The 25,103-nt window shown below is 72.2% G+C and carries 22 protein-coding genes; 12 read left to right on the top strand and 10 right to left on the bottom strand.

Features of this window, described 5'->3' with window-relative positions:
• Nucleotides 1–11 precede the first annotated feature (11 nt).
• Nucleotides 12–1,238, top strand: a complete 1,227-nt coding sequence (locus LH62_RS10325; RefSeq protein ID WP_043361072.1) for a M20/M25/M40 family metallo-hydrolase — start codon at nt 12–14, stop codon at nt 1,236–1,238.
• Between the two features lie 7 nt (nt 1,239–1,245).
• Here the strand turns inward: LH62_RS10325 and LH62_RS10320 are convergent, their stop codons facing one another.
• Nucleotides 1,246–2,292 (bottom strand): A/G-specific adenine glycosylase, encoded by a 1,047-nt coding sequence (locus LH62_RS10320; protein WP_043361071.1) that lies wholly within the window; start codon nt 2,290–2,292, stop codon nt 1,246–1,248.
• Between LH62_RS10320 and LH62_RS10315 the strand changes: the two genes are divergently transcribed.
• From LH62_RS10315 to LH62_RS10305, 3 genes are read left to right on the top strand one after another with little or no spacing between them, the layout of a single operon-like run.
• The gene (locus LH62_RS10315; RefSeq protein ID WP_052214098.1) at nt 2,293–2,757 is read left to right on the top strand and encodes a DUF721 domain-containing protein; all 465 of its coding nucleotides are present in this window, start codon (nt 2,293–2,295) and stop codon (nt 2,755–2,757) included. It abuts the gene before it with no gap.
• 17 nt (nt 2,758–2,774) lie between these two features.
• Nucleotides 2,775–3,383 carry a thioredoxin domain-containing protein gene (locus tag LH62_RS10310; protein ID WP_043361070.1) on the top strand — a complete coding sequence of 203 codons (609 nt, stop codon included), beginning with the start codon at nt 2,775–2,777 and terminating at the stop codon, nt 3,381–3,383.
• Nucleotides 3,380–7,987, top strand: coding sequence for an AAA family ATPase (locus LH62_RS10305; protein ID WP_082012465.1), 4,608 nt, complete (start codon nt 3,380–3,382; stop codon nt 7,985–7,987). The genes LH62_RS10310 and LH62_RS10305 overlap by 4 nt, the downstream gene beginning before the upstream one ends.
• 4 nt (nt 7,988–7,991) lie before the next feature.
• Here the strand turns inward: LH62_RS10305 and LH62_RS10300 are convergent, their stop codons facing one another.
• The gene (locus LH62_RS10300) at nt 7,992–9,068 is read right to left on the bottom strand and encodes a sensor histidine kinase (protein WP_043361067.1); all 1,077 of its coding nucleotides are present in this window, start codon (nt 9,066–9,068) and stop codon (nt 7,992–7,994) included.
• 118 nt (nt 9,069–9,186) lie between these two features.
• On the opposite strand from LH62_RS10300, the gene LH62_RS10295 reads away from it, so the two are divergent.
• The 7 genes from LH62_RS10295 (at nt 9,187) to LH62_RS10265 (ending at nt 15,401) form a co-directional block, all read left to right on the top strand.
• Complete coding sequence (locus LH62_RS10295) at nt 9,187–11,052, top strand: ABC transporter ATP-binding protein (protein ID WP_043361066.1); 1,866 nt, start codon at nt 9,187–9,189, stop codon at nt 11,050–11,052.
• 134 nt (nt 11,053–11,186) lie between these two features.
• Nucleotides 11,187–11,483, top strand: coding sequence for an AtpZ/AtpI family protein (locus tag LH62_RS10290; RefSeq protein ID WP_043361065.1), 297 nt, complete (start codon nt 11,187–11,189; stop codon nt 11,481–11,483).
• A 19-nt stretch (nt 11,484–11,502) separates the two neighbouring features.
• Entirely contained in the window at nt 11,503–12,261 is a 759-nt protein-coding gene (locus LH62_RS10285) for a F0F1 ATP synthase subunit A (protein ID WP_043361064.1), read from the top strand.
• A gap of 53 nt (nt 12,262–12,314) precedes the next feature.
• On the top strand, nt 12,315–12,539 hold the full coding sequence (locus LH62_RS10280; protein WP_043338292.1) for an ATP synthase subunit C family protein: 225 nt from the start codon (nt 12,315–12,317) through the stop codon (nt 12,537–12,539).
• A gap of 59 nt (nt 12,540–12,598) precedes the next feature.
• On the top strand, nt 12,599–13,201 hold the full coding sequence (locus LH62_RS10275) for an ATP synthase F0 (RefSeq protein ID WP_052214096.1): 603 nt from the start codon (nt 12,599–12,601) through the stop codon (nt 13,199–13,201).
• Nucleotides 13,201–13,707 carry an ATP synthase subunit B gene (locus LH62_RS10270; RefSeq protein ID WP_043361063.1) on the top strand — a complete coding sequence of 169 codons (507 nt, stop codon included), beginning with the start codon at nt 13,201–13,203 and terminating at the stop codon, nt 13,705–13,707. Before LH62_RS10275 ends, LH62_RS10270 begins: the two co-directional genes overlap by 1 nt.
• Before the next feature lie 119 nt (nt 13,708–13,826).
• Nucleotides 13,827–15,401, top strand: coding sequence for an ABC transporter substrate-binding protein (locus LH62_RS10265; RefSeq protein WP_052214095.1), 1,575 nt, complete (start codon nt 13,827–13,829; stop codon nt 15,399–15,401).
• A gap of 44 nt (nt 15,402–15,445) precedes the next feature.
• Here LH62_RS10265 and LH62_RS10260 read toward each other — a convergent pair whose 3' ends face one another.
• Nucleotides 15,446–16,522 carry a TRAP transporter substrate-binding protein gene (locus LH62_RS10260; protein WP_043361062.1) on the bottom strand — a complete coding sequence of 359 codons (1,077 nt, stop codon included), beginning with the start codon at nt 16,520–16,522 and terminating at the stop codon, nt 15,446–15,448.
• A gap of 145 nt (nt 16,523–16,667) precedes the next feature.
• Nucleotides 16,668–17,759 carry a TRAP transporter substrate-binding protein gene (locus LH62_RS10255; protein ID WP_043361061.1) on the bottom strand — a complete coding sequence of 364 codons (1,092 nt, stop codon included), beginning with the start codon at nt 17,757–17,759 and terminating at the stop codon, nt 16,668–16,670.
• A gap of 127 nt (nt 17,760–17,886) precedes the next feature.
• Between LH62_RS10255 and LH62_RS10250 the strand changes: the two genes are divergently transcribed.
• Nucleotides 17,887–18,795: an NAD(P)-dependent oxidoreductase gene (locus LH62_RS10250; protein ID WP_043361060.1), complete on the top strand. Its 909-nt coding sequence runs from the start codon at nt 17,887–17,889 to the stop codon at nt 18,793–18,795.
• Nucleotides 18,796–18,945: 150 nt separating this feature from the next.
• Here the strand turns inward: LH62_RS10250 and LH62_RS10245 are convergent, their stop codons facing one another.
• Genes LH62_RS10245 through gcvT form a run of 6 tightly spaced genes read right to left on the bottom strand, consistent with a single transcriptional unit; the run spans nt 18,946 to nt 25,064 of the window.
• Complete coding sequence (locus LH62_RS10245; RefSeq protein ID WP_043361058.1) at nt 18,946–19,131, bottom strand: hypothetical protein; 186 nt, start codon at nt 19,129–19,131, stop codon at nt 18,946–18,948.
• A complete protein-coding gene (locus tag LH62_RS10240; RefSeq protein ID WP_043361056.1) occupies nt 19,131–20,069 on the bottom strand; it encodes an acetylhydrolase in 939 nt (312 codons plus the stop codon). Before LH62_RS10240 ends, LH62_RS10245 begins: the two co-directional genes overlap by 1 nt.
• Nucleotides 20,070–20,119: 50 nt before the next feature.
• Nucleotides 20,120–20,674, bottom strand: a complete 555-nt coding sequence (locus LH62_RS10235) for an NUDIX hydrolase (RefSeq protein ID WP_043361053.1) — start codon at nt 20,672–20,674, stop codon at nt 20,120–20,122.
• On the bottom strand, nt 20,674–23,571 hold the full coding sequence (gcvP, locus tag LH62_RS10230) for an aminomethyl-transferring glycine dehydrogenase (protein ID WP_052214093.1): 2,898 nt from the start codon (nt 23,569–23,571) through the stop codon (nt 20,674–20,676). The genes LH62_RS10235 and gcvP overlap by 1 nt, the downstream gene beginning before the upstream one ends.
• Nucleotides 23,568–23,945 carry a glycine cleavage system protein GcvH gene (gene gcvH / locus LH62_RS10225; RefSeq protein WP_043361052.1) on the bottom strand — a complete coding sequence of 126 codons (378 nt, stop codon included), beginning with the start codon at nt 23,943–23,945 and terminating at the stop codon, nt 23,568–23,570. The genes gcvP and gcvH overlap by 4 nt, the downstream gene beginning before the upstream one ends.
• Nucleotides 23,946–23,957: 12 nt before the next feature.
• Nucleotides 23,958–25,064: a glycine cleavage system aminomethyltransferase GcvT gene (gene gcvT, locus LH62_RS10220; RefSeq protein ID WP_043361050.1), complete on the bottom strand. Its 1,107-nt coding sequence runs from the start codon at nt 25,062–25,064 to the stop codon at nt 23,958–23,960.
• Nucleotides 25,065–25,103: the final 39 nt, after the last annotated feature.

The raw sequence follows: 25,103 nt of genomic DNA, 5'->3' as shown, positions 1-25,103 counted from the left end.
AAGAGACGGGCATGAGCCAGACCGCCGCATCCGCCGCCATCGCCGCCATCCTTGCCGATTCGCGCTTCCAGGCCGCCGTCGCGGTGATGGAGCGGGAGCATGACCGCACCGTCGAGGACATCATCCGCCTGACCGAGATTCCCGCGCCGCCCTTCAAGGAGGAGCGGCGGGCCGCCGCCTATCTCGGGATGCTCCACGAGCATGGGCTGGAGGAGGTGGAGCAGGATGCGGTCGGCAACGTCATGGGCCGCAGGCGGGGCACGGGCAACGGCACCACCGTGGTCGTCGCCGCGCATCTCGACACCGTCTTCCCCGAAGGGACGGATGTGCGGGTGAGGCGCGAGGGGACGAAGCTCTTCGCCCCCGGCGTCGGCGACGACACGCGGAGCCTCGCCGTCAACCTCGCCTTCCTCCGCGCCATGGATGCGGCGGGGATCAGGACCCGGGCGGACATCCTCTTCCTTGGCGACGTCGGGGAGGAAGGGCTCGGCGACCTGCGGGGCGTCCGGCATTTCTTCACCGAAGGGCGGCACCGCGACCGGGTCGGCGCCTTTTTCACCGTCGACAGCCCTGAGGTCGACCGCATCGTGACGGGGGGCATCGGCAGCAAGCGCTACCGCATCGCCTTCCGCGGCCCCGGCGGGCACAGCTTCGCCGCTTTCGGGCTGGTGAACCCGGCCTACGCGATGGCGCGGGCCTCGCTGACGCTGGCGGACCTCACCGCGCCGCATGATCCGCAGACGACGCATTGCGTCAGCGTGCTCGGTGGCGGCACCTCGGTGAACGCCATCCCGAACGAGGTGTGGATGGAGGTCGATCTACGCTCGCAATCCGCTCCCGAGCTGGCGCGGCTGGAGCAGGAGTTCCTCGCCGGAGTCGAAGAGGCCGTCGCGGCGGAGAACGCGGCGCGCTCGACGCGGGAGGGGCCCGTCGTGGCGGAGGTGACGCCGATCGGCGACAGGCCGGCCGGGCATACCGCGCCGGGGGCGGAGATCGTGCAGCTTGCCGTCGCCGCCGTCGCCGCGCATGGCTATGCGCCGCGGCAGGAGTACTCCTCGACGGATGCGAACATCCCGATGAGCCTCGGCATCCCGGCGGTGAAGATCGGCTCCGGGGGGCGCGGCGGGCGGGCGCATTCGCTGGAGGAGTGGATCGACGTGGAGCCGGGCGAAAGCCTGCGCGGCATGTCGGCGAGCCTGGCGGCGATCCTGGCGGTGGCGGGGATGGAGCCGGGCTGAAGGGCCGTCAGCCGGCGAGGGCCAGCAAGCGGCGCATGACCGTCGGCAAGGCGGCTTCCGCGTCTTTCAGGTCGCGGGCCTCCATGCCTTCCGGCGGGTCGAGGCGGGGGATGGTGGCGGCGTAGAGCTGCATCTCCAGCTCGAAATGGGTGAAGCCGTGGCGCGCGATGCCGGGCAGGCGGCGCCAGGCGAGGCCGGGGATGGGGGCATGGGGCAGTGCCTCGGCCTCGGTCCAGGCTTCGTCGCGCCAGGGCGTGCCGGGGAGTTCCAGCATGCCGCCGAGCAGGCCGCGCGGCGGGCGGCGGCGGAGCAGGAGGCGGCCGGCGGCATCGGCCAGGAGGAAATGCACGCCGTGGCGGAGCTGGCGGGCGCGTTTCGGCGCCTTGCGGGGGAGGTCGGCCTGGATGCCGCGCTGCTGGGCCAGGCACTCGCCGCGCCACGGGCACAACGCACAAGCCGGGGCCTTCGGCGTGCAGATGGTGGCGCCGAGGTCGAAGAGGGCCTGGGCGAAGTCGCCAGGACGGGCGCGCGCGGCCTCGTCGGCCATGAAGCCCTGGGCGGCGGCCGAGAGGCGGGGCTTGGCGGCGGGGAGCGGCGTCTCCTCGGCCAGCAGGCGGGCGACCACGCGTTCCACATTGCCATCGGCCGGCACCACAGGCTCGTCGAAGGCGATGGCGGCGACGGCGGCGGCAGTATAGGCGCCGATGCCGGGCAGGTCGCGCAGCGCCTCGGCGGTGCGGGGGAAGCCGCTCATCGCTGAGACGGCCCTGGCGCAGGCATGCAGGTTGCGGGCGCGGGCGTAGTAGCCGAGGCCCGCCCACTCCTCCATTACCGCGGCCTCGGGCGCGGCGGCCAGGGCCTCGATGCTGGGGAAGCGGGCTAGGAATCGTTCGAATCGGGGGCCGACGGCGGCCACCGTCGTCTGTTGCAGCATGACCTCGGAGAGCCAGACGCGGTAGGGATCGGGACGGCCGCCATCGCTGCGGCGGAAGGGCAGGGTCCGGCGGTGGCGGTCGTACCAGGCGAGCAGCGCGGAGGCGGGGGGCAAGGGCATATGGCCAAGGATAGCGAAGATCGGCGATTCGTCTGGGGGCCGCGGCCGCTCGGGACGCTCATTCCGCACCTGACCCGTCCGGTCTTCCGCAAGAAGAGCCCGGCTGGTGCCCTGCTGATGGCGGACTGGGCGGAGATCGTCGGGCCGAGCCTCGCCGCCGTCACCAGCCCGAAGCGGGTGACGGCGGGGACGCTGACCATCGGCTGCGTCGGGCCGGTGGCGATGGAGCTCAGCCACCTGGCGCCGCAGCTCATCGAGCGGATCAATGCCCAGCTCGGCAAGCCCGTCGTGGAGCGGCTGCGCTTCGTCCAGCAGGCGGCCAGCGCGGCGCCGGCGCGGCCCCGGCCTAAGCCGGAGGCGCCGCTGCCGGAGCGGGTGGAGGCGGGGCTCGGTAACCTTCCGGCAGGGGAATTGCGCGAGGCGCTGGCAAAGCTCGCCCGGGGCGTCTATCGGAACCGAGGATGACACTGCCTGGAGGCCGCATGCCCCTCTCCCGCCGCCTGATGCTGGCGATGCCGGCCCTTGCCGCCGCGCCTGCCCTCGCCCAGCCCGCCGATCCGCGGCTGGCCGATCGCGGTGTCGGCCGGACGGATGCGCCGGTGACGGTGACCGAGTTCTACTCGCTTACCTGCTCCCATTGCGCTGCCTTCCACCGCAACACTTTCCCCGAGGTGAAGCGCGACCTGATCGAGACCGGCACGCTGCGGCTGGTCTGGGTGGATTTCCCGCTCGACCAGCTGGCGCTGGCCGGCGCCTGCGTCGCCCGCAGCCTGCCGCCGGAGCGCTACGAGGGCTTCATCGGCGCGTTGCTCGCCAACCAGGACCGCTGGGCCTTCACCCGCGGCGATCCGCGCGAGGAGCTGGCGAAGATGGCCGCGCTCGCCGGGATGAGCCGCGGCAAGTATGACGAGGTGCTGGCGGATGACGGGCTGAAGCGCGCCATCCTGACGCAGCGGCAGCAGGCCGAGCAGCAGTACAACGTCTCGGCGACGCCAAGCTTCTCCTTCCGAGGCCGCAAGACGGTCAACCAGTCGGGTGACATGAGCTTCGACCGGTTCAAGACGCTGGTCGAGGAAGCGAGGCGCGGTTGAGCGAGGCGACGCCCGAGGAGACCCAGGCCCCGGAGGAGCCGCGGCGCGACGCGCCGCGGGCGACGCTTGCGCGGCTGCGCATCGCCGGCTTCAAGAGCTTCGCCGAGGCGACGCTGGTCGAGGTGCTGCCTGGGCTGACGGGCATCGTCGGGCCGAATGGCTGCGGCAAGTCCAACGTCGTGGAAGCCTTGCGGTGGGCCATGGGCGAAACTTCCGCCCGCTCCATGCGCGGCGGCGAGATGGAGGATGTGATCTTCGCCGGCACGGCGACCCGGCCGGGGCGGAACCTGGCCGAGGTGTCGCTGTATCTGGAGGAGGCGGCGGGCCTCGCCCCGCCACCCAATGCCGACGCGCCGGACCTTGAGATCATCCGCCGCATCGCGCGCGGCGACGGCTCCTCCTTCCGCATCAACGGGCGCGAGGTGCGGGCGCGCGACGTGCAGACCATGTTCGCCGATATCGGCTCGGGCGCGCGGGCCTCAGCCATGGTGAGCCAGGGGCGCGTCTCCGCCATGATCGGCGCCAAGCCGGAGGAGCGGCGGCAGGTGCTGGAGGAGGCGGCCGGCATCAGCGGCCTCCGCGCCCGGCGGCACGAGGCGGAGCTGAAGCTGCGCCAGGCGGAGACGAACCTGGGCCGGGCGGAGGACCTGCTCGGCCAGCTGGAGACGCAGCGGCAGTCCTTGCAGCGCCAGGCGCGGCAGGCCAACCGCTACCGCAACATCTCGGGGCTCGTGCGGGGGGCGGAGGCGGAGTGGCTCGCCCTGCTGCGGGCGCGGGCGCAGGCGGCGCTGGCGCTGGCCTCGGCGGAATTCGCCCGCGCCTCGGCGGCGACCAAGGCGGCCGAGGCCGAGGCCGAGGCGGCGGCGATCCGCAGCTTTGCGGCGGAGCGGGGCATCCCGGCGCCGCGCGAGGCGGAAGCCACGGCGCGCACCGCGCTGGAGCGGCGGCGCGTCGAGGCCGAGGGGCTGGATGCCGAGGAACGCCGGGCGCGCGAGGCGCTGGCGGCGGCCGAGGCGCGCTTCGCGCAGATCACCCGCGACCTTGCCCATGCCGAGGCGGTGGAGGGCGATGCGCTGGCGGCCGAGAGGCGGCTGGCGCGCGAGGATGCGGCGCTGGCCGAGGCCGAGGCGAGCCTGCCCGCCCGGCTGGAAGCGGCGGCCGCGGCGCTTGCCGAGGCGACGGAGGCGGCACGGGCCGCCGAGCGCGCGGCCAATGCGGCGACGGAGGATGCCGCCGCCATCGCCGCCCGCGTCAACTCGGCCGGGATGGAACTCGCGGCCAGCACGGAGCGGGCGCGGCGGCTCGGCGTGCAGCGGGATGCGCTGGCGGCGGAGCATCGCGCTGCCCTGGCCGCCTGCATCCCACCGGAGCGGCTGGCGGCGGCTGAGGCGGAGGCTGGCGAGGCTGCCGGCCGGCTGGAGGCGGCGCGCACCACTCTCGCAGAGGCGGAGGCGGCCCGCGCGGCGGCGCAGGATGCCCATGCGGTGGCCCGGCGCGAGACGGTGGCGGCCGAGGCGGAAGCCGCCCGCGCCCGCACGGCGCTTGCCGAGGCGGAGCAGCGGGCGGGGCGCATCGTCGCCCAGCATGCCCGGCTCTCGGCCGATCATGGCGCGGCGCTCGCCCAGCGCATCGCCCCCGGGCGGCTGGCCGAGGGCGAGGCTGCCATCGCCGCCGCCGAGGCCGCGCTGAGCGAGGCCCGGACACGGCTGGATGCGGCCGAGGCGGCCCGCGTCGCCGCGCAGGAGGCCCATGCCACGTCCCGGCGCCGCATGGCGGAGGCGCGCAGCGGCCGCGACCGGGCGCAGGCCGAACAGGCCTCGGCGGCGCAGCGCGCGGCTCAGGCGCGGGCCCAGCATGGCCGGCTGCTGGCCGAGCGGGATGCCGCCCGCGCCGCCGCCGTCCCGCCCGAGACGCTGGCCGCGGCACAATCGGCGGCGGCTGAGGCCGAGGCGGCGCTGGCCGCCGCCTTGGCCGCGGTCGGCGAGGCCGAGGCGGGGCGCGCCGCAGCCGCCGGCCAGCAGGCCGAGGCCCGCAGCGGCGCCGCGGCAGCCGAGGCGGATCGCGCCCGCGCCGCGGCCGAGGTCGAGGCACTGAGCGAGACGCTGGCTGCCGGCGAGACCGGGGGCAGCGGAGCGCCGCCCGTGCTCGATGCCATCACCGTTCCGTCGGGGCTGGAAGCGGCGCTTGGCGCCGCGCTCGGCGAGGCGCTGGACAGCCCGGCCGATCCGCAGGCGGCGCGGCACTGGCGAGCCCTGCCGCCGCTCGGCGCCGCGCCCTCCCTGCCGGCGGGGCTCACCCCGCTCTCGACCCTGGTCGAGGCGCCAGCGGTCCTGGCGCGGGCGCTGTCGCAGATCGGCCTGCTGCCCGAGGGAGCGGATGGCTCCACGGTGCAGGCCGGCCTTGCCCCCGGCCAGGCCATGGTGGCGCGGAATGGCGCGGCCTGGCGCTGGGACGGCCATACGGCGCGGGCCGATGCGCCGAACCCCGGCGCGGTGCGGCTGCAACAGCGGAACCGCCTCGCCGCCGCCAGGGCGCGGCTGGCGGAGGCGACGGAGGCAGCGGCGGCGGCGGCCGGGGCGAGAGCAGAAGCGGAGGCCGCGGAGGCGACCGCCGCCCGGGCCGAGGCCGGGGCGCGCGAGGCCCGGCGGCTGGCCGAGGCGCGTCTTGCGACGGCCAGGGCGGAGGCCAGCCGGCTCGCCGCCGCTGCGGCCGAGGCGGAGAGCCGGCTCGGCGCGCTGGAACCGCAGCTCGCCCGCCTCGCCGAGGCGCTGGCCGAGGCGGAGACGGCGGCGGCAACGGCGGCTGATGCGCTCGCCGCCCTGCCGGCCCCGGAACAGGCGGCGGCGGAAGTCCAGGCTGCGGCGCGGGCCGAGGGCGAGGCCGGCGCCGCCGAGGCTGCGGCACGGCGCCAGCGGGCCGAAGCGGAGACGGGGTTGCAGCGCGCACGCAGTGGCTCGGCGCAGCTGGCCGCCGCAGCGACGCAGGCGGAGAGCCGCATCGGCGCGCTGGCGCCGCAGCTCGAACGCCTCGGGGCGGAGCGGGCGGAGGCCGAGGCGGCGCTGGCCGCACTGCGCGAGGCGCAGGCCGGGCTACCCGATCTCGATGGGCTGCGGCGCGCGGCGGAGGCGGCGCGGCAGGGCGAGGCGGCGGCGGTCGCGGCCGAGGCGGCGGCGCGCGAGGCGCGCGGAAAGGCCGAGGCGGCAGTGCAATCGGCGCGGGATGAGGCGGCCCGCCTGGCCGCCGCCGCTGCCCAGGCCGAGAGCCAGGCCACCGCCCTTGCCCCGCAGCTGGAGCGCATCGCCGCGGATGCCGGCGAGGCGGAGGCGGTGCTGGACCGGGCGCGGGCAGCGCAGGCGGCGCTGCCGGACCTCGCCGGCATCCGCCAGGGCGTGGATACGGCGCGCGGTGCGCTGTCGGCGGCACGCGGCGAGGAAGGCGCGGCGCTCGAGGCCCAGGCCGGGCTGCGGGCGGAGCGAGAGCGGTTGGCGACGCGCCGGGCCGCCATCGCCGCCGAGGCCGCCGACTGGGCCGGGCGGCGGGCCGATGCCGCTGGCCGGCTGGAGGAGTTGCGGCAGCGCACCGCCGAGGCGCGGGCGGCGCGGGACGATCTCGCCGAATTGCCGGAAGCCGCGGCGGCACGGCGGCGCCAAGCCGGCGCCGTGCTGGCAGAGGCCGAGGCGGCGCATGCCACGGCCGCCGCCGCCTTCGCCGCGGCCGAGGCGGAGCGGCAGGCGGCCGGCGAGGCGCGGCGCGGCGCCGACGCCGCCTTCGCCGCCGCCCGCGAGGCCCAGCTCCGCGCCGAGGGCGCCGCCAGCCAGGCCGAGGCCGCGGCGGCGGCGGTCGAGGAGCGCGTCGCCGAACGCTTGGGCGAGGGTGCCGGACTGCCGGTGCCGGAGGAGCTCTCCGATGCTGCCGAGGACCGCGCCCGGCGCAAGCTGGAGCGCCTGGCACGCGAGCGGGAGGAGATGGGCCCGGTCAACCTCCGCGCCGATGTGGAGATGGAGGAGATCGAGGCGCGCATCGCCACCATCACCCGCGAGCGGGAGGAAATCGGCACCGCCATCGCCAAGCTGCGCGGCTCCATCGGCGCGCTGAACCGCGAGGGGCGGGAGCGGCTGCGGACGATCTTCGACCGGGTGAACACCGAGTTCCAGAGCCTGTTCGGCCGCCTCTTCGGCGGCGGGCGGGCGCATCTGGCGCTGGTCGGCTCAGAGGATGCGCTGGAGGCGGGGCTCGAGATCTATGCGGAGCCGCCGGGGAAGAAGCTCTCGGCCCTGTCCCTGCTGAGCGGCGGGGAGCAGGCGCTGACCGCGCTCTCGCTCATCTTCGCCGTCTTCCGCTGCCAGCCCGCGCCCGTCTGCGTACTGGACGAGGTGGATGCGCCGCTCGACGATGCCAATGTCGAGCGGCTCTGCGACCTCCTGGAGGCGATGGCGGCCGAGAGCGGCACGCGCTTCCTCATCGTCACCCACCATCCGCTGACCATGGCGCGGATGCACCGGCTCTATGGTGTGACGATGCAGGAACGCGGGGTGAGCCGGCTGCTCAGCGTCGATCTCGGCCGGGCGGTGGAGATGGTCGAGGGGCAGCAGGCGGCGGAATAGGCCGTCAGCCCCGGCCCCCGGCCGCCGCGGCCGGGAAGCGCAGCTCGACATGGGTGCCGGCGCCGCCAGGTCCCGGGCCGCGGTTGAAGCTGCCGCGAAGCTGCGCCGCCATGCCGCGCAGCAGACGCGTCCCGAGGCCCGTGCCGAGCGGCCGGGCGCGGTTGCCGTTCGTCTGTTCCTCCGGCGAGGTGCCGGTGCCGTCATCCTCGATGGTGAGATGGAATTCGCCGTCGATCCAGCTGAAGCGCACCTGCACGCGGCCGGGGCGGTCGTCGGGGAAGGCGTATTTCAGGGCGTTGGTGACGCATTCGTTCAGCACCAGCCCGACCAGGATCGCGCGCTCCGAATCGAGCGGGTGGGGCTCCGCCTCGGCGGTGAGGACGATGGGGCGCAGGCCTTCGGTCGCATGGGTGCGGGCCAACTCCATCGCCAGCCCCTCGACGAAGGCGCGGCTGTCGACCACGGTCGGGTCGTCCTCGTGAATCGCCTCCTGCGCCAGCAGGGTATGGACGCGGGCGAGCGCCCGGGCATGCTCGGCCGCCTCGCGCAGCCCATCCTGGGCGGCGGAGGAAGGGGCGGCACGGGCGCGCAGCAGCAGCAGGGCGACCAGGGATTGCAGGTCGTTCCGGCTTCGGTGGCGGAATTCCTGCAGCAGCAGCCGGCGCTGGGAGTCGGTGCGGGCCAGCGCTGCGTGGGCGTCCCGCAACCGCAGCAGCGTTGTCTGGAAGCCGCCGATCACCAGGCTGATGAAGCCGCTGATGATGACGAAGAGACTGAGCCCCCAGAACTGGCGAGGGTCGCCCACCTGAAAGCTCTCCAGTGGCGGCAGGTAGGCCCAGCAGAGCCAGAGCGACGAGAGCAGCGTGGCCAGGAGCCCGGCCGCGGCGCCGAACAGCGTGGCGCTGACCACCACGCCGAGGATCGGCATCAGGAAGACATTCGTGGTGGGCAGCAGCGCATCCATTGCCTGCCGGGCGGCGAAGCCCAAGGCGACGGTAACGGCGGTCAGCAGGAAGCGCAGCCAGGCCGGCAGGGATTGCGCCCGGCCGCTGGTACCCATGAAAGCCGAAAAAGAGATCATTGCGTCAGCAACGGTCTCAGGCACTGGGAGACGCCTCACCACGCGGTTTCGTGAAGCCCGAGCGGCGCTGGCCGCTCCGCGGCTTGACCTCGAGCGCCTGCGGGCGCGTTGTGGCCGCATGCCCTTCCGCTTCTTCGAGCGTCTGGTCGACCCGGTCGCGCCCCCCGGCTCACCCGCCGCGCGGATCCTCGGCACCACGGTGCCCGAGGGGCCGCCGCCCCGCAGCCTCACCGGCTTCTACTGGCATTTCATCGGCCAGGCGCGGGCCCTCTTCGCTGCCCTGTTCCTGGCCGGGCTGCTGGTGGCGCTGATGGATGCGGCGATCCCGGCGATCATCGGCCGGCTGGTGGCGCTGCTGACCAGCCATGCGCCGGACCGGCTCTGGGCGGAGGCCTGGCCCACGCTGCTTGGCATGGCGGCGCTGGTGCTCGTCGGGCGGCCCTGTGCGGTGCTGTTGCAGAATCTCATCACCCAGCAGGGCATCAACGGCAATTTCACCTCGCTGGTGCGCTGGCAGAGCCATTGGGGGGTGGTGCGCCAGGGGTTGCCCTTCTTCCAGGAGGATTTCTCGGGCCGCATCTCCAACCGGGTGATGCAGGCGGGGCCGGCGCTGCGCGAGAGCGTGGTGCAGGTGGTGAATGCCGTCTGGTACATCCTGGTCTATGGCACGGCGGCGCTCGGCCTGCTCGGCGATGCGGACTGGCGGCTGGCCCTGCCGATCGCGGTCTGGTTCTGCGCCTATGCCGCGCTGCTGCGCTTTCTGGTGCCCAGGATGCGAGACCGGTCGCGCGAGGCGAGCGCGCAGCGCAGCCAGCTCACCGGCCGGATCGTTGACAGCTATACGAATATCCAGACGGTGAAGCTCTTCGCCCGGGCGGAGCAGGAGGATGCCTTCGTCCGCGAGGGGCTGCTCGGGCTGAACGCGGCCTTCCAGCGGCAGATGCGGCTCGTGACCCTGAACGGCTTCCTGCTCGGGACGCTGAACGCCTGCATGCTGACGGCGACGGCGGCGACGGGCATCTGGCTCTGGAGCCACGGGCAGATCGGCCTCGCCGCGGTGGCGACGGCGCTGCCGATGGCCTGGCAGATCGCCAATATCTCCGGCTGGGTGGCCTTCAACGTCACCGCCATCTTCGAGAACCTGGGCGTGGTGCAGGAGGCGATGAACTCCATCGCGGTCCCCCCCACCGCGCCGGACCCGCCGGGCGCGGTGCCGCTGCGGGTGCCACGCGGCGAGATCCGCTTCGAGGGGGTGCATTTCGCCTATGGACGGGAGGTCGGGGTGATCCAGGGCCTAGACCTCGCCATCAAGCCCGGGGAAAGGGTGGGGCTGGTTGGGCATTCGGGGGCGGGGAAGTCGACCCTCGTGAACCTCATGCTCGGCTTCTTCCGCCCCGAAAGCGGGCGCATCCTGATCGACGGGCAGGACATTGCGGCGGTTACGCAAGAAAGCCTGCGCGCTGCCATCGGCGTCGTCACCCAGGACACCGCCCTGCTGCACCGCTCCATCCGGGAAAACATCCGCTACGGCCGGCCGGAGGCTGGGATGGCGGAGGTCGAGGCCGCCGCCGCCCGAGCCGCGGCGGCCGGCTTCATCGAGGGGCTGCAGGATTGGCGGGGGCGGGCCGGCTACGATGCCCATGTGGGCGAACGGGGGGTGAAGCTTTCCGGCGGGCAGCGGCAGCGCATCGCCATCGCGCGCGTGCTGCTGAAGGATGCGCCGATCCTGGTGCTGGACGAGGCGACGAGCGCCCTCGACTCCGAGGTGGAGGCGGCGATCCAGGACCAGCTGGCCGAGCTGATGGCGGGGAAGACGGTGATCGCCATCGCCCATCGTCTGTCCACCATCGCCCGGATGGACCGGCTGGTGGTGCTGGAGCACGGGCGGATCGCCGAGGAGGGGACGCATGAGGCGCTGCTGCGGCGCGGCGGGGTCTATGCCCGGCTGTGGCGGCAGCAGAGCGGGGCCTTCGAGGCGGTATGATCCGCATGGACGACACATGAATCGGCTGAAAAACGCCCGCCGCTGCCGATAGCGGCGCGCGGTGGATTGACACTCCGCGGGGGGGGCCTTACGAGCCCGGTGCCTTCCGCCGGGGTCCGACGGAGGAGCGAGGGTTGAACGAGCGCGACGACTTCGAGCGGCGACTTCGGGAGGCACGGACCCGCCAGGGTCTCGACAAGCCGACCGAGGATGCCAAGGGGGGTCTTCCGCCCGGTCCGATGGGGATCGGGTTCCGCGTCGGCGTCGAACTGGTCTCGGCCCTGGTGGTCGGGGTCGGGATCGGCCTGCTGCTGGACCGATGGCTCGGGACGAAGCCCTGGCTTTTCCTGCTGTTCTTCGTGGCGGGCGCCGCTGCCGGAATCATGAACATCTACAGGCTGTTCAACCCGCGCAGTGGCCGGAAGATCTGACGCGACGGGAGAGGCAGCAGTGGCCGCTGAAGGCAAAGCTATCGACGCGCTGAGCCAGTTCGAGCTGGTGCCCTTCATGGGCGCCCTCGGCGAGTCCGTGCGCTTCAGCCAGTCCAACGCGCATATGCTGCTGGCCTTCGGCCTCATCACGGCGCTGATGATGTGGGGCACGGCGAAGCGCTCCATCGTCCCCGGCCGGCTCCAGGCGCTGGCCGAGAGCGGCTACGAGTTCGTCCATGGCATCGTGACCGGGCAGGTGGGCGACCAGGGCAAGCGCTACTTTCCCTTTGTCTTCTCGATCTTCATGTTCGTCCTGTTCGGCAACATGATCGGCCTGCTGCCCTACGCCTTCACCTTCACCAGCCATATCGCGGTGACCTTCGCCCTCGCCGCGCTGGTCTTCGTGGTGGTGACGGTGGTGGCGCTGGCCATCCACGGCACGCATTTCTTCAGCTACTTCTTCCCGGAGGGGGCGCCCAAGGCGCTCGCCCCGCTGATCATCCCGATCGAGATCATCTCCTATCTCTCGCGGCCGATCAGCCTCTCCGTCCGTCTCTTCGCCAACATGGTCGCCGGCCACGTCATGCTGAAGGTGTTCGCCACCTTCGTCGTGATGATCGGCTCGGCGGCCGGCGTGCTGGGCCTCATCGGCGCGGTGCTGCCCATGGCGATGAACGTCGCCCTGGTCGGGTTCGAGATCCTGGTCGCATTCCTGCAGGCCTATGTCTTCGCCATCCTGACCAGCATCTACCTGCACGACGCGGTGCACCTGCACTAAGCCCCGCCGTCGTTCGGACCCTCCAACCACACCACCCCTGAAGGGACACTCACATGGAAGTCGCTGCCGCCAAGGCCCTCGGGGCCGGTATCGCCGTTATCGCGCTGTTCGGCGTCGGTCTCGGGATCGGCAACATCTTCTCCTCGCTGATCACCAGCGTGGCCCGCAACCCGGCCGCCCGCGACGCCGTCTTCCCGATCGGCATCCTGGGCTTCGCCCTGACGGAAGCGGTGGCGCTCTTCGCCCTGCTGATCGCCTTCCTCATCCTCTTCACCTGAGCATCGCTGAGAGGGGTGGCCGCCGGCCGCCCTTCTTCCGGCATGCAAGGGAGACGAGCATGAAGAAGACCATCCGGATCGCGACCCTGCTCTCGCTCGCCACCCTGCCCGCCATGGCGCAGGTGGCGTCCGAGCATCCGGGCGCGACCAGCAGCGCCGGCATGCCGCAGCTCGACTTCGGCAATCCCTGGACGATCGCCCAGGTCGTCTGGATGCTGATCATCTTCGGCGCCCTCTACTACGTGATGGCGCGCTATGCGCTGCCGCAGGTGGAGAGCGTGCTGGAGGCGCGGCGGGCGCGGATCGAGGGCGACCTCGAGAGCGCGCAGGCGGCGAAGCAGCGGGCCGATGCGGCAATGGCCGAGCATCAGGCCGCGACCGCCAAGGCACGGGCCGAGGCTCAGGCTGCAGTCGGCGCCGCCACGCAGAAGGCGCAGGCCGAGGCCGCGGCACGGGCCGAGGCGCTCAACGCCAAGCTTGCCTCGCAGATCGAGGCGGCCGAGCGGCAGATCGCTTCGGCGCGGGACAATGCCATGGGCGCGCTGCGCCAGGTGGCGACGGATACCGCGGATGCGCTGGTCACCCGGCTCATCGGCCGGAGCGACAGCGCCGCGGTCGCCGCGGCGGTCGAGCGTGAACTCGCGGCGCGGGGGCGGGCCTGATGGAGCATCACTACGAACACTTCTGGCTCGACCCGAAATTCTGGGTCGCGGTTTCCTTCGTCATCTTCTTCCTGCTCGTCGGGCGGATGGCCTGGGCGCGCATCACCGGGATGCTGGATGCGAAGGCGGACCGCGTGCGGGCCGAACTCGCCGAAGCTTCCCGCCTGCGGGTCGAGGCGGAGGCGCTGCTGAAGCAGGCTGAGGCCGACCGCGCCTCGGCGCTGAAGGAGGCGCAGGACCTGCTGGCCCGCGCCCAGGCCGAGGCGCAACGCGTCGGCGAGGCGTCGGCGGCGGAGGCCGAGGCCTCCGCCAAGCGGCGCGAGCGGATGGCGCTCGACCGCATCGCCGCGGCGGAAGCCGGGGCGGTGGCCGAGGTGCGCGGCGCGGCGACGGATATTGCCGTGGCGGCGGCGCGCAACGTCATCGCCGAGCGGATCGACGCCAAGGCGGATGCGGCGCTGATCGACGACGCGGTCGCGGGGCTGCCGGCGCGGCTGCGCGCCTGACGCTGCGTCACCTCCTGTGATTGTTGCGGACGGAGGCCGAAAGGCCTCCGTTCTGCTTTTCGGGCACCGCGCTCCGGGCTAGGCTCCCGCCGTCGATCTCGCTGGGAGACCAAGCAACAATGCGTCGTTTCGCCCTGGCTGCCGCCCTGCTCTGCGGCACCGCCCTCTGCGCCCAGGCCCAGACCTTCCGCTGGGCCAATGACGGCGACGTCAACTCGATGGACCCCTACACCAGGCAGGAAACCTTCCTGCTGTCCTTCGGCTCCAATTTCTACGAGCCGCTGGTGCGGCGGAACCAGCAGATGCAGCCCGAGCCGGCGCTGGCCGAGCGCTGGGAGCAGCCTTCGCCGACCGTCTGGCGCTTCCACCTCCGCCAGGGCGTGAAGTTCAGCGACGGCACGCCCTTCACCGCCGACGACGTGGTCTTCAGCGCCCAGCGCGCCCGTGCCCCCGGCTCCAACGTCCAGTCCGTGCTGGCCTCGGTGAAGGAGATCCGCAAGGTCGACGACCACACGGTGGAGTTCGAGACGCACCAGCCGAACCCCATTCTGATCCAGGAGATCACCAACTGGGGCATGTTCTCCCGCGCCTGGTCCGAGAAGAACAACGCAACGCGCCCGGCCGACCTCACCTCGCGCGAGGAGAATTTCGCCACCCGCAACGCCATGGGCACCGGCCCCTTCCTGCTGGTGAGCCGCGAGCCCGACCGCCGCACCGTGCTGCAGCCCAACCCGAACTGGTGGGACAAGCCGGTCCACAACCTCCAGCGCGTCGAGCTGAACATCATCGCCAACGACGCGACGCGTGTCGCGGCGCTGCTCTCGAACGAGGTGGACTTCCTCTACACCGTGCCGCCACAGGACGTGACGCGCATCTCCAACACCCAGGGCGTGCGCATCATCCAGGGGCCGGAGCTGCGCACCGTCTTTCTGGGCCTGGACCAGATGCGGCCGCAGCTGCTGAAGTCCGACGTGCAGGGCAAGAACCCCTTCCAGGATGTGCGGGTACGCCGCGCCATGCTGCTGGCGATCGACATGAACGCCATCCAGCGCACCGTCATGCGCGGCCAGTCGCGGCCCTCGAACCTGCTCTACGGGCCGGGCGTGAACGGCTTCGTCGAGGCGGATGACGTGCGACCGGCGGTCAATGTCAACGAGGCGAAGCGGCTGCTGACCGAGGCCGGCTATCCGAACGGCTTCGGCGTGACGCTGGACTGCCCGAACGACCGCTACGTCAATGACGAGGCGATCTGCACCGCCGCCGTCTCCATGCTCGCCCGCATCGGCATCCGGGTGACGTTGAACGCCCAGACCCGCGCCCGCTTCTTCGCCGAGGTGAACGCGCCGCGCTACAACACCAGCTTCTACATGCTGGGCTGGACGCCCACGACCTCGGATGCGCACAACTCGCTCTACAGCTTGGCGGGCTCGCGCAACGGCACGCGCGGCGTGTTCAACAACGGCGGCTACTCCAATGCCCAGTTCGACACGCTGGTCGATCAAATCGCGGTGGAGACGGACCCGGCCAAGCGCCAGGCAATGATCAGCCAGGCGAGCAAGATCCTGCAGGACGACGTCGCCTATATCCCGCTGCACCAGCAGCAGATCGTCTGGGCGGCGCGGCAGGGCGTCGAGGTGCCGCAGACGGCGGACAACTACATCCAGCTCCGCTTCGTGCGGATGCCGGCGCGATAAGGCGAAGCCAGGGCCCGGGGAGCTTTCTCCCCGGGCATCCTCCTTCAGCTGCGCTCGGCGATGGCGAGGAAATTGGCGCTGCTGTCCTCCGCCACGCGGAACCAGCCCTGCACGTCGCGGCGGAAGCGGTCCCAATGCGCGTGCACGCGCTTGAAGCGCGGGTTGCGGTCGCCGATCTCGGCATAAGTGTCCTGCGTCGCCTTGTGGCAGGCGGCCAGCACCTCGCGCGGGTAGGCGCGGAGCTGGGTGCCGCCGGCGATGAGCCGACGCAGCGCCTGCATGTTCAGCATGTCGTAGCGCGACAGGCTCCAGACGGTGGTCTCGCCCGTCACCACCTCGAGCACCTGCTGGTACTGCTTCGGCAGCGCCTCCCAGGCGCGGGTGTTGACCATCAGCTCGCTCTGCGAGCAGGCCTCCCACCAGCCGGGGTAGTAGTAGTAGGGCGCGACGCGGGCTAGGCCGAGTTTCTCGTCGTCATGCGGGCCGACCCATTCGGCGCCATCCACCACGCCGCGCTCGAGGGCCGGATAGATATCCGCCGCGCCGAGCTGCTGCGCGACGACGCCGAGCTTGGTCAGCACCGTCCCGGCGATGCCGGCAATGCGGAATTTCAGGCCGTTGAGGTCCTGCACGGTGCGGATTTCCTTGCGCAGCCAGCCGCCCATCTGAGCGCCGGTGTTGCTGCAGGGAAGGGCCACGACGCCCTGGTCGCGGTAGACCTCCTGCATGATCTCGGCGCCGCCGCCGTGATGGATCCAGGCGAGGTGCTGGCGGGCATTCAGGCCGAAGGGCATCACCGTGCCGAAGCCGAGCGTCGGGTCCTTGCCGATATAGTAGTAGGCGGCGGTGTAGCCGCATTCCACCGTGCCGCCGCCGACGGCATCCATCACCTGCAAGGCCGGCACCAGCTCGCCAGGGGCGAAGGGACGGATCTGGAAGGCGCCGCCGGTCAGCTCGGCGACGCGGCGGGAGATCATCTCCTGCACGCCCCAGAGCACATCCGTCGATTTCGGGAAGCTCCCGGCCGAGCGCCACAGCACCTGCGGCTGGGCGGAGGCAAGGTTCGGGGCTGCGAGCACCGGCGCGGCGGCGCCCGCGGCCAGAAGGCCACGGCGATTCATGGTGGAGGTTTCCCTAGCGGTTCTTGCCGGCCGCTTTCGAAAGGGCGGCCTACGGCAAGTCTAGCCAGGGAAAGCGGGACCGGCGACGGCCAATTTGGCGAAGGCGGCGTCCCGGCCGGGCAGGCTCGCCCGGCCGGAGCCTGCTTCAGCGTTGCGCGGTCGCGGCGGCGAGGAAGTTGCCGAGCGAGTCCTCGGCGACGCGCAGCCACTGGGTCTGCTCCAGCCGGAAGGCATCCCACTTCTCGTGGATGCGCTTGAACCGCGGGTTCGTCGCGCCGATCTCGGCGTAGAGCTCCTGGCTCGCCTTGTAGCAGGCGGTCAGCACCTCGCGCGGGAAGCCGCGGAGCTGCGTACCGGAGGCGATGAGGCGGCGGAGCGCCGCCGGGTTCAGCACGTCGTAGCGCGCCGACATCCAGTGCCAGCCCTCGGTGCAGGCGGCGTTCAGCACGGCCTTGTACTGCGCCGGCAGCTCGTCATAGGCGCGAGCATTGACCATCATGTCGATGGAGGGCGAGTACTCCCACCAGCCGGGGTAATAGTAGTACTGCGCGACGCGGTTGAAGCCGAGCTTCTCGTCGTCATAGGGCGCAACCCATTCGGCGCCGTCGATCACGCCGCGCTCGAGCGCCGGGTAGATGTCCGGCCCGCCGATCTGCTGCGTGACCACGCCGAGCTTGCCAAGCACGTTGCCGCCATAGCCGGCGATGCGGAATTTCAGGCCCTTGAGGTCCTCGACCGACTTGATCTCCTTCCTGAACCAGCCGCCCATCTGCGCCGCGGTGTTGCCGGCCGGGATGCCGACGACGCCCTGGTCGCGATAGACCTCGGCATAAAGCTCGCGCCCGCCGCCATGGGTCAGCCAGGACCAATGCTGGCGCGTGGAGAGGCCGAAGGGGATGCAGGTGACCAGCGCCAGCGACGGGTCCTTGCCGAGGTAGTAGTAGCCGCTCGTGTAGCCGCACTCGACATTGCCGTTGCCGACCGCGTCGAGCACCTGCAGCGCGGGCACCAGCTCGCCGGGGCCGAAGACCTGGATCTGGAAGGCGCCGTCCGTCATCTCCGAGACGCGTCGCGCGATGAATTCCTGCGTACCGTAGAGCGTGTCGAGGGATTTGGGGAAGCTGCCCGGGCAGCGCCAGCGGATGCGCGGCTGGGCGGAGGCGAGGTTCGGCGTGGCCAGCACAGCGGCGCCGGCCGTGCCGGCGGCACCCGTCGCAATGAAGCGGCGGCGATTCATGCAGGAAGACTCCCTTGGTTCGATTTCCTGGCGCCAGATTGCGCGGATTGCGTCCGCAGCGCAACGACCGGGTGGCTTCCGCGCGGCGTGCCGGGATGCCAGTCTGCGCGCCTGACTGGAGGGACGCATGGGCGACAGGATCGGGTTCATCGGGCTTGGTCGGATGGGGCGGGGCATGGCCTCCAGCATCCGCCGCAAGCAGCACCCGCTGACGGTGCACGACATCGCGCCGGGGCCGGTGGCGGCGCTGGAGGAGCTGGGCGCCGCCTCGGCCGGCAGCGCGGCCGCCGTGGCGCAGGCGAGCGACGTGGTGCTGACCATGCTGCCGGGGCCGCGCGAGGTTCAGGCCTCGATCCTCGGGGCGGATGGCATCCTCGCCAACATCAAGCCAGGCGGGCTGGTGATGGACATGTCGACAGTCGATCCGGAGACGACGGATGCACTGGCCGCGGCCTGCGCGGCGCGCGGCATCGGCTTCGTCGACGCGCCGGTCGGGCGCCTGGCCTGGCATGCGGACCGGGGCGAATCGCTCTTCATGGTGGGCGCGAGCGATGCCGACTTTGAGCGCGTCAAGCCGCTGCTGGAGGCGATGGGCAGCACCATCCACCATTGCGGCGGGCCCGGCGCGGGCACGCGGACCAAGCTGGTGAACAACTACCTCGCCATCATCCTTTGCCAGCTGAATGCGGAAGCGCTGTCGCTCTCGGCCGCCTTCGGCCTCGACCTCGAGAAGACGCTCGAGGTGCTGCACGGGACGACGGCGACGAATGGCCAGCTCAAGGTGAACTGGCCGAACAAGGCGCTGGCGGGCGACACGGAGCCGGGCTTCGCCATCGACCTGGCGCACAAGGACCTGTCGCTGATCGTGCAGGCGGCGAATGCGGCGAAGGTGACGCTGCCGGTCGCCGCCATCGCGCGTGAGGCCTTCAGCAGCGCCCGTGGCCGCGGCTGGGGGCAGAAGGACTTCTCGGCGATGCTCGACGCGCAGTGCGAGCTGGCGGGGATCAAGCCGCCAAGGTTGAAGGCCGGCTCGTGAGGTGAGGCCGGAGGTGGAGGACCGGCGAGGAATTCTGCGTCCTGGGCAGGAGGGCGGCGCAGCCTATGCTGGTTGCATTGGCAAGCCGTCCGACGCACCCGGGGCGGAAAAGACCCGTCGGGCCGACCCGACCGGCCCTACCTCACAAGCCTAATCATCCCGCCCGCCCGGTGTGCTGTCGGTGACGCCAGGCGGGTCGGGGTAGAGGTCGGAGGGCACCTTCGCCTTCGGGTTGGTCGTGGTGCCGCCCTGCTGGACCTTCTCGGCCGTCGTCTTGGAGGCCGGGTCGGCGGAGTTCATCGTCTCCGAGGCGCCGGTCGGGGTCTTGTCCGTCATCAGCCGAAATCCTTGCAGGTGAGGCGGTCGCCCGGCGCCAGCAGGCCGGGCATGCCGGCGAGCAGCGCCGTGCGCGCGGCGGCATCGCCGAGCAGCGAGGCGCGGAGGAAGGCGGTGGCGAGGCCGGCGGTGCGGGCATGATAGGTTGGGTCGGCCCAGCGCGGGCCGGCGGCGCGCTCATCGGCGAAGGCGGCGTGGGTGGCACCCGCCAGTACCGCCAGCGCCCCGGGCGGGCCGCTGATGGAATGAAAGGGCAGCTCCCGGTCCTCGGCCGTGGCGCCGTCGATGAAGCCGGAATCGAGCGTGCCCGTGACGTGCAGCATCGGCCGGGCGATGCGGCCGAAGGCGTAGCGGGGCGACAGGCCGCGCGGCGGGATGGGCGAGAGGGCGATGCCGGCCTTCAGCCGCGCATCCGGCAGGGCAAGGCCGTGGTCGCCGCCGGGCAGGCGCTGGCCCAGCAGGTGCTGCACCAGCCAGGCGCCGTAGGAATGGCCGGCGACGGCGAGGCGGGAGGCATCCACCCGCTCCCGCAGGCCGGGGCGGCGGGTCAGCTCGCCCAAGGCGAAGATGCCGTCCTGCAAGCGGGCGAAGGCCTGGCCGGCATCGAGCGCGGCGGCGGCCATGGTGGCGGAGATGTCGGCCCTGCCCTGCCAGATGCCCGCATCGGTGCCGGGGTGCTGGATGTGGAGGACGAGGAAGCCGGCCTCGGCCAGCGCCTGGCCGAGATAGGCGAGACCCTCGCGCGAGCCGCCGAGGCCGTGGGAGACCAACACCGCGGGCGCCGGCGCCTCGGCATCGGGCAGGCGGATCAGCACCGGCAGGCGGCGGTTGCGGGCCGGGTCGGTCCAGTCCTCGCGGATCATGGGCATGGGCGCGGCGGCCAAGGGGCCGGGGATCGTGGCGAGGCCCGCGAGGGCGAGGAGGCGGCGGCGCTGCATCGGGTCCGGATCGGGTTCACCCGGCCGGAACGCCGCGTGCCGCGGGTGGTTCAGGCGCCGGTGCGGCCGGCCTCGCGCAGGGCGAGCAGGAGGCTGCCGACATGGTTGGCGTTGCCGATCAGCCCCTCGGCCAGGCCGGCGAGAACGGTGGCAAGGGGCAGCAATTCCACGGCGATCTCCTCGCCATGGTCGAGTCGCTGGGCGGCGGTGGGGACGGCACCCTCGGCGAGGACGACATGGACGCGGTTGCCGGCATGGGCCGGGTCGTTGCGCAGGCTGGCGACCAGACGGAAGGATGGGGCGTCGTAGCCCGTCTCCTCTGTGAATTCGCGGCGGGCGGCTTCGGCCGGGTCGGCCTCCTCCGCCTCGACCATGCCGCCTGGGAGTTCCAGCGCGATGGCGCCGAGGCCGGGGCGGAACTGGCGCACCAGCACCAGCCGGCTATCCGGCGTCAGCGCCACCACGTTTACCCAGTCCGCCCAGTCGAGCATGTACCAGGGGTCGAGGACCGCGCCGTCCCCGGTCTCCCAGGATTCGGCGCGGAGATGGACCCAGCGGTCGCGGTGGACGGTGCGGTTGCCCGTCCGCCGCCAGGACCGCACCATCACTCGGCGGCCTGGAGGTGCATCCGCTCCGCATAGGCTTCGAGCGGGGCGCAGGTGCAGACCAGGTTGCGGTCGCCATGGACGTTGTCCACGCGCTTCACCGGCGGCCAGTACTTGTGGGCGCGGACGAAGTGCAGCGGGAAGGCCGCCTCCTCCCGGCTGTAGGGATGCGTCCACTCCTCCGCCATGACCTCGGCGGCGGTGTGGGGGGCGTTCTTCAAGGGGTTGTCGGCGCGGTCGCTGCGGCCCTGCTCCACCGCGCGGATCTCGGCGCGGATGGCGATCATGGCGTCGCAGAAGCGGTCCAGCTCCTCCTTCGGCTCGCTCTCGGTGGGCTCCACCATCAGCGTGCCGGAGACGGGCCAGGACATGGTCGGCGCGTGGTAGCCGTAGTCCTGCAGGCGCTTGGCGATGTCCTCGACGAGGACGCCGCCGCCCTGCTGGAAGCCGCGGCAGTCGAGGATGCATTCATGCGCCACCATGCCGCGCAGGCCGCGGTAGAGCACGGGGAAGTGCCCCTCCAGCCGGCGGGCGATGTAGTTGGCGGAGAGGATGGCGACCTGCGTTGCCCGCGTCAGCCCCTCGGCGCCCATCATGCGGATATAGGCGTAGGAGATGGGCAGGATGGCGGCGCTGCCGAAGGGCGCCGAGGAGACGGGGCCGTAGCCCGTCGCCGGGCCGGCGCCGCGATGGAAGGGGTGGTTCGGCAGGTGCGGCGCTAGGTGGGCGGCGACGCCGATCGGGCCGACGCCCGGACCGCCGCCGCCATGCGGGATGCAGAAAGTCTTGTGCAGGTTCAGGTGGCAGACATCGGCGCCGATGGCGGCCGGCGAGGTCAGGCCGACCTGGGCGTTCATGTTGGCGCCGTCCATGTAGACCTGCCCGCCATGGCGGTGGATCAGGGCGCAGATTTCGCGGATCTGCTCCTCGAAGACGCCATGCGTGCTGGGGTAGGTGACCATCAGCGCGGCGAGCCTGTCGGCATGCTGCGCGGCCTTGGCCTCCAGATCCTTCAGGTCCACGTTGCCGTCGCGGTCGCAGCCGACGACGACGACCTTCATCCCTGCCATCACCGCCGAGGCCGGGTTGGTGCCGTGGGCGCTGGAGGGGATCAGGCAGACATCGCGCTGCGCATTGCCCTGGGCCCGGTGCCAGGCACGGATGGCGAGCAGGCCGGCATATTCGCCCTGGCTGCCGGCATTCGGCTGGAGCGAGACGGCAGCGAAGCCGGTGACGGCGCAGAGCCAGGACTCCAGCCGCTTGATCATGGCGAAGTAGCCCTCGGCCTGATCCTCGGGCGCGAAGGGATGGATGTTGGCGAAGCCCGGAAAGGTGACCGGGATCATCTCCGCCGTCGCGTTCAGCTTCATCGTGCAGGAGCCGAGCGGGATCATGCTGCGGTTCAGCGCGACGTCCTTGTCCTCGAGCCGCTTGAGGTAGCGCAGCATCGCATGCTCGGAGTGGTGGCTCCGGAAGACCTCGGCGGTGAGGTAGGGGCTGCGGCGGGCGAGGGCCTCCGGCAGGCTGGCCTCGGGGCTGAGGGCGTCGAGCGCGCCGCCGCCGAGCAGCTCGGCCAGCGCGGCGAGTTCGTCCCGCGTCACCGTCTCGTCCAGGGCGATGGAGACGCAGCCGGCATCGACACGCCAGAGGTTGAAGCCGCGCTCGCGTGCGCCCTGCATCAGTGCGTCAGCGCGGTCGCCCGCCTCGATGGCGATGGTGTCGAAGAAGGCGCCGTGGCGCAGGGTGAGGCCACCGCGGCGGGCGGCATCGGCCAGCAGCCGGGCCTGGAGGTTCACGCGGCGAGCGATGCGGGCCAGCCCCTCCGGCCCGTGCCAGACGGCGTACATGCCGGCAATGACAGCGAGCAGCACCTGGGCGGTGCAGATGTTGGAGGTCGCCTTCTCGCGGCGGATATGCTGCTCGCGGGTCTGCAGGGCGAGGCGCATGGCCGGGTTACCGGCGGCATCGACCGAGACGCCGACGAGGCGGCCGGGCAGCAGGCGCTTCAGCGGATCCTTCACCGCCATGTAGGCGGCATGCGGACCGCCATAGCCGAGCGGGACGCCGAAGCGCTGGGTGCTGCCGATGACAACATCGGCGCCCATCTCGCCGGGCGGCGTCAGCAGGCAGAGCGAGAGCGGATCGGCGGCGACGATGGCGAGGCCGCCCGCCGCCTGGACCGCGGCGATCTCGGGGGCGAGGTCACGCACCTCGCCGGTGGTGCCGGGGTACTGCAGCAGCAGGGCGAAGGGCTTTTCCGCAGCGGCCGCCTCGGCGATGTCGGCGGGCGGCGCGACGACCAGCTTGATGCCGACCGGCTCGGCGCGGGTGCGGATGACGGCCAGCGTCTGCGGATGCAGGTCGGCGGCGACCAGCAGCGTGGCCGACTTGCCCTTGTGCGCGGCATGGGCGAGCGCCACCGCCTCGGCGGCCGCCGTGCCCTCGTCGAGGAGGGAGGCGTTGGCGACGGGCAGGCCGGTGAGGTCGGCGACCATCGTCTGGAAATTGACCAGCGCCTCCAGCCGGCCCTGGGCGATCTCCGCCTGGTAGGGCGTGTAGGCGGTGTACCAGCCGGGGTTCTCCAGCACGTTGCGGAGGATCACCGGCGGGGTGTGGGTGCCGTGGTAGCCGAGGCCGATCAGCGACTTCACCCGGCTATTGCGCTCGGAGAGGGCGCGCAGCTCGGCGATGGCCTCGGCCTCGGTCGCCGGGGGCGGCAGGGCCGAGAGGTCGGCGCCGGCGATGGCGGCGGGGACGGTGCGGGCGGCCATCTCCTCGAGGCTGGCGGCGCCGACGACGCCCAGCATCTCGGTGATGTCGTCCGGCCCCGGGCCGATATGGCGTCGGGCGAATTCGGTGCCTTCCTCGAGGGCCGCCAGCTCGGCGAGAGCGCTCATGCCTGGCTGTCCACGAAGGCGGCGTAGGCCGACTCATCCATCAGCGCGGCGACGGCGCCGGCATCGGCCGGCTCGATCTTGAAGAACCAGCCCTCGCCGGTCGGCTCGCGGTTGATGAGGCCGGGGTCGTCGGTCAGCGCCGAGTTCACTTCGACGATGCGGCCGGCGATCGGGGCATAGACGTCGGAGGCGGCCTTCACGCTCTCGACGACGGCGATCGCCTCGCCGGCCGCGACCTCGCGCCCGACCTCGGGCAGGTCGACGAAGACCACGTCGCCGAGGGCGTTCTGGGCATGGTCGGTGATGCCGATGGTGGCGGCGTCGCCGTCGGCCCGCACCCACTCATGGTCCTGGGTGTATTTCAGCTCTGGCATGGGTCGGTGTCCTCAGCGGGCGTAGCGGTGGGGAACGAAGGGCATGGGCGCGATGCGGGCCGCGAGGGGCTTGCTGCGCACGATCAACTCGATGGGGGTGCCGTCCGTCGCATGGGAGCGGGCGACGTAGCCCATGGCCATCGGCCCGCCGAGCGAGGGGCCGAAGCCGCCGGAGGTGATGCTGCCGATGGTCTCGCCGCCGGGGGCATGGATCATCGTCTCGCCACGGGCGGGCTGGCGGCCCTCAGGACGAAGGCCGACGCGGACACGCGCCGTGCCGTTGGCCAGTTCCTCCCGCACGCGCTCGGCGCCGGGGAAGTCCCAGGCCATGCGGCGGCGCTTGCCGATGGACCAGGTGAGCGCGGCCTCGACCGGGCTGGTCGCCTCGTCGATGTCGGTGCCGTAGAGGCAGAGCCCGGCCTCCAGCCGCAGCGAATCGCGGGCGCCGAGGCCGGCGGGCTGCACGCCGGGCAGGGCGAGCAGGATCCTGGCCAAGCGCTCGGCCTCCCCGGCGGGGGCGCTGATCTCCCAGCCATCCTCGCCGGTATAGCCGCTGCGGCTGGCGATGACGGGGATGCCCTCGATCTCCGTCTCGGCCACGCCCATGAAGGAAAGGGCGATAAGCGCGGGAGCGAGCGGGCCGATGGCCGCGGCGGCGCCCGGCCCCTGGAGGGCGAGCAGGGCGCGGTCCGGCAGGCGGCGGAGGGTGACGCCCGCAGGCAGCACCGATTCGATCAGGGCGAAGTCGTCATGCTTGCGGCTGGCATTGACGACGAGCAGGAGCCGGTCGCCACGATTCGCCACCATGAAGTCGTCGAAGATGCCGCCCTCGGGCGTCATCAGCAGGCCGTAGCGCTGGCGGCCGGGCTTCAACGCCTGGATATCGGCGGGCGTTACCCGCTCCAGCGCCGCAGCCGCGCCCTCGCCGAGCAATTCCGCCTGGCCCATATGAGAGACGTCGAAGAGGCCGGCGGCGCTGCGGACATGCAGGTGCTCCGCCATGATCCCGGCCGGGTATTGCACCGGCATGGCATAGCCGGCGAAGGCAACCATACGCCCCCCCAGGGCGCGGTGCAGGCCGGCGAGCGGCGTCTCGAGCAGCGATTCGGTCTCAGCCACGGGTCCCCCGGCCGCATCTGCGGCGTGAGTTGAAGTCCG

The organism is Belnapia sp. F-4-1 (assembly GCF_000802185.1).
In the GTDB taxonomy this organism is placed as follows: Bacteria; Pseudomonadota; Alphaproteobacteria; order Acetobacterales; family Acetobacteraceae; genus Belnapia.
Note: the sequence above shows the minus strand (reverse complement) of the source record. Positions and strands in the feature narration are given on the sequence as shown.

Excerpts from the sequence above, each read along its gene's own strand:
- LH62_RS10325 (WP_043361072.1), top strand. The coding sequence starts at position 12 with ATGAGCCAGACCGCCGCATCCGCCGCCATCGCCGCCATCCTTGCCGAT.
- LH62_RS10320 (WP_043361071.1), bottom strand. The coding sequence starts at position 2,292 with ATGCCCTTGCCCCCCGCCTCCGCGCTGCTCGCCTGGTACGACCGCCAC.
- LH62_RS10315 (WP_052214098.1), top strand. The coding sequence starts at position 2,293 with ATGGCCAAGGATAGCGAAGATCGGCGATTCGTCTGGGGGCCGCGGCCG.
- LH62_RS10310 (WP_043361070.1), top strand. The coding sequence starts at position 2,775 with ATGCCCCTCTCCCGCCGCCTGATGCTGGCGATGCCGGCCCTTGCCGCC.
- LH62_RS10300 (WP_043361067.1), bottom strand. The coding sequence starts at position 9,068 with ATGATCTCTTTTTCGGCTTTCATGGGTACCAGCGGCCGGGCGCAATCC.
- LH62_RS10295 (WP_043361066.1), top strand. The coding sequence starts at position 9,187 with ATGCCCTTCCGCTTCTTCGAGCGTCTGGTCGACCCGGTCGCGCCCCCC.
- LH62_RS10280 (WP_043338292.1), top strand. The coding sequence starts at position 12,315 with ATGGAAGTCGCTGCCGCCAAGGCCCTCGGGGCCGGTATCGCCGTTATC.
- LH62_RS10275 (WP_052214096.1), top strand. The coding sequence starts at position 12,599 with ATGAAGAAGACCATCCGGATCGCGACCCTGCTCTCGCTCGCCACCCTG.
- LH62_RS10270 (WP_043361063.1), top strand. The coding sequence starts at position 13,201 with ATGGAGCATCACTACGAACACTTCTGGCTCGACCCGAAATTCTGGGTC.
- LH62_RS10265 (WP_052214095.1), top strand. The coding sequence starts at position 13,827 with ATGCGTCGTTTCGCCCTGGCTGCCGCCCTGCTCTGCGGCACCGCCCTC.
- LH62_RS10260 (WP_043361062.1), bottom strand. The coding sequence starts at position 16,522 with ATGAATCGCCGTGGCCTTCTGGCCGCGGGCGCCGCCGCGCCGGTGCTC.
- LH62_RS10255 (WP_043361061.1), bottom strand. The coding sequence starts at position 17,759 with ATGAATCGCCGCCGCTTCATTGCGACGGGTGCCGCCGGCACGGCCGGC.
- LH62_RS10250 (WP_043361060.1), top strand. The coding sequence starts at position 17,887 with ATGGGCGACAGGATCGGGTTCATCGGGCTTGGTCGGATGGGGCGGGGC.
- LH62_RS10245 (WP_043361058.1), bottom strand. The coding sequence starts at position 19,131 with ATGACGGACAAGACCCCGACCGGCGCCTCGGAGACGATGAACTCCGCC.
- LH62_RS10240 (WP_043361056.1), bottom strand. The coding sequence starts at position 20,069 with ATGCAGCGCCGCCGCCTCCTCGCCCTCGCGGGCCTCGCCACGATCCCC.
- LH62_RS10235 (WP_043361053.1), bottom strand. The coding sequence starts at position 20,674 with ATGGTGCGGTCCTGGCGGCGGACGGGCAACCGCACCGTCCACCGCGAC.
- gcvP (WP_052214093.1), bottom strand. The coding sequence starts at position 23,571 with ATGAGCGCTCTCGCCGAGCTGGCGGCCCTCGAGGAAGGCACCGAATTC.
- gcvH (WP_043361052.1), bottom strand. The coding sequence starts at position 23,945 with ATGCCAGAGCTGAAATACACCCAGGACCATGAGTGGGTGCGGGCCGAC.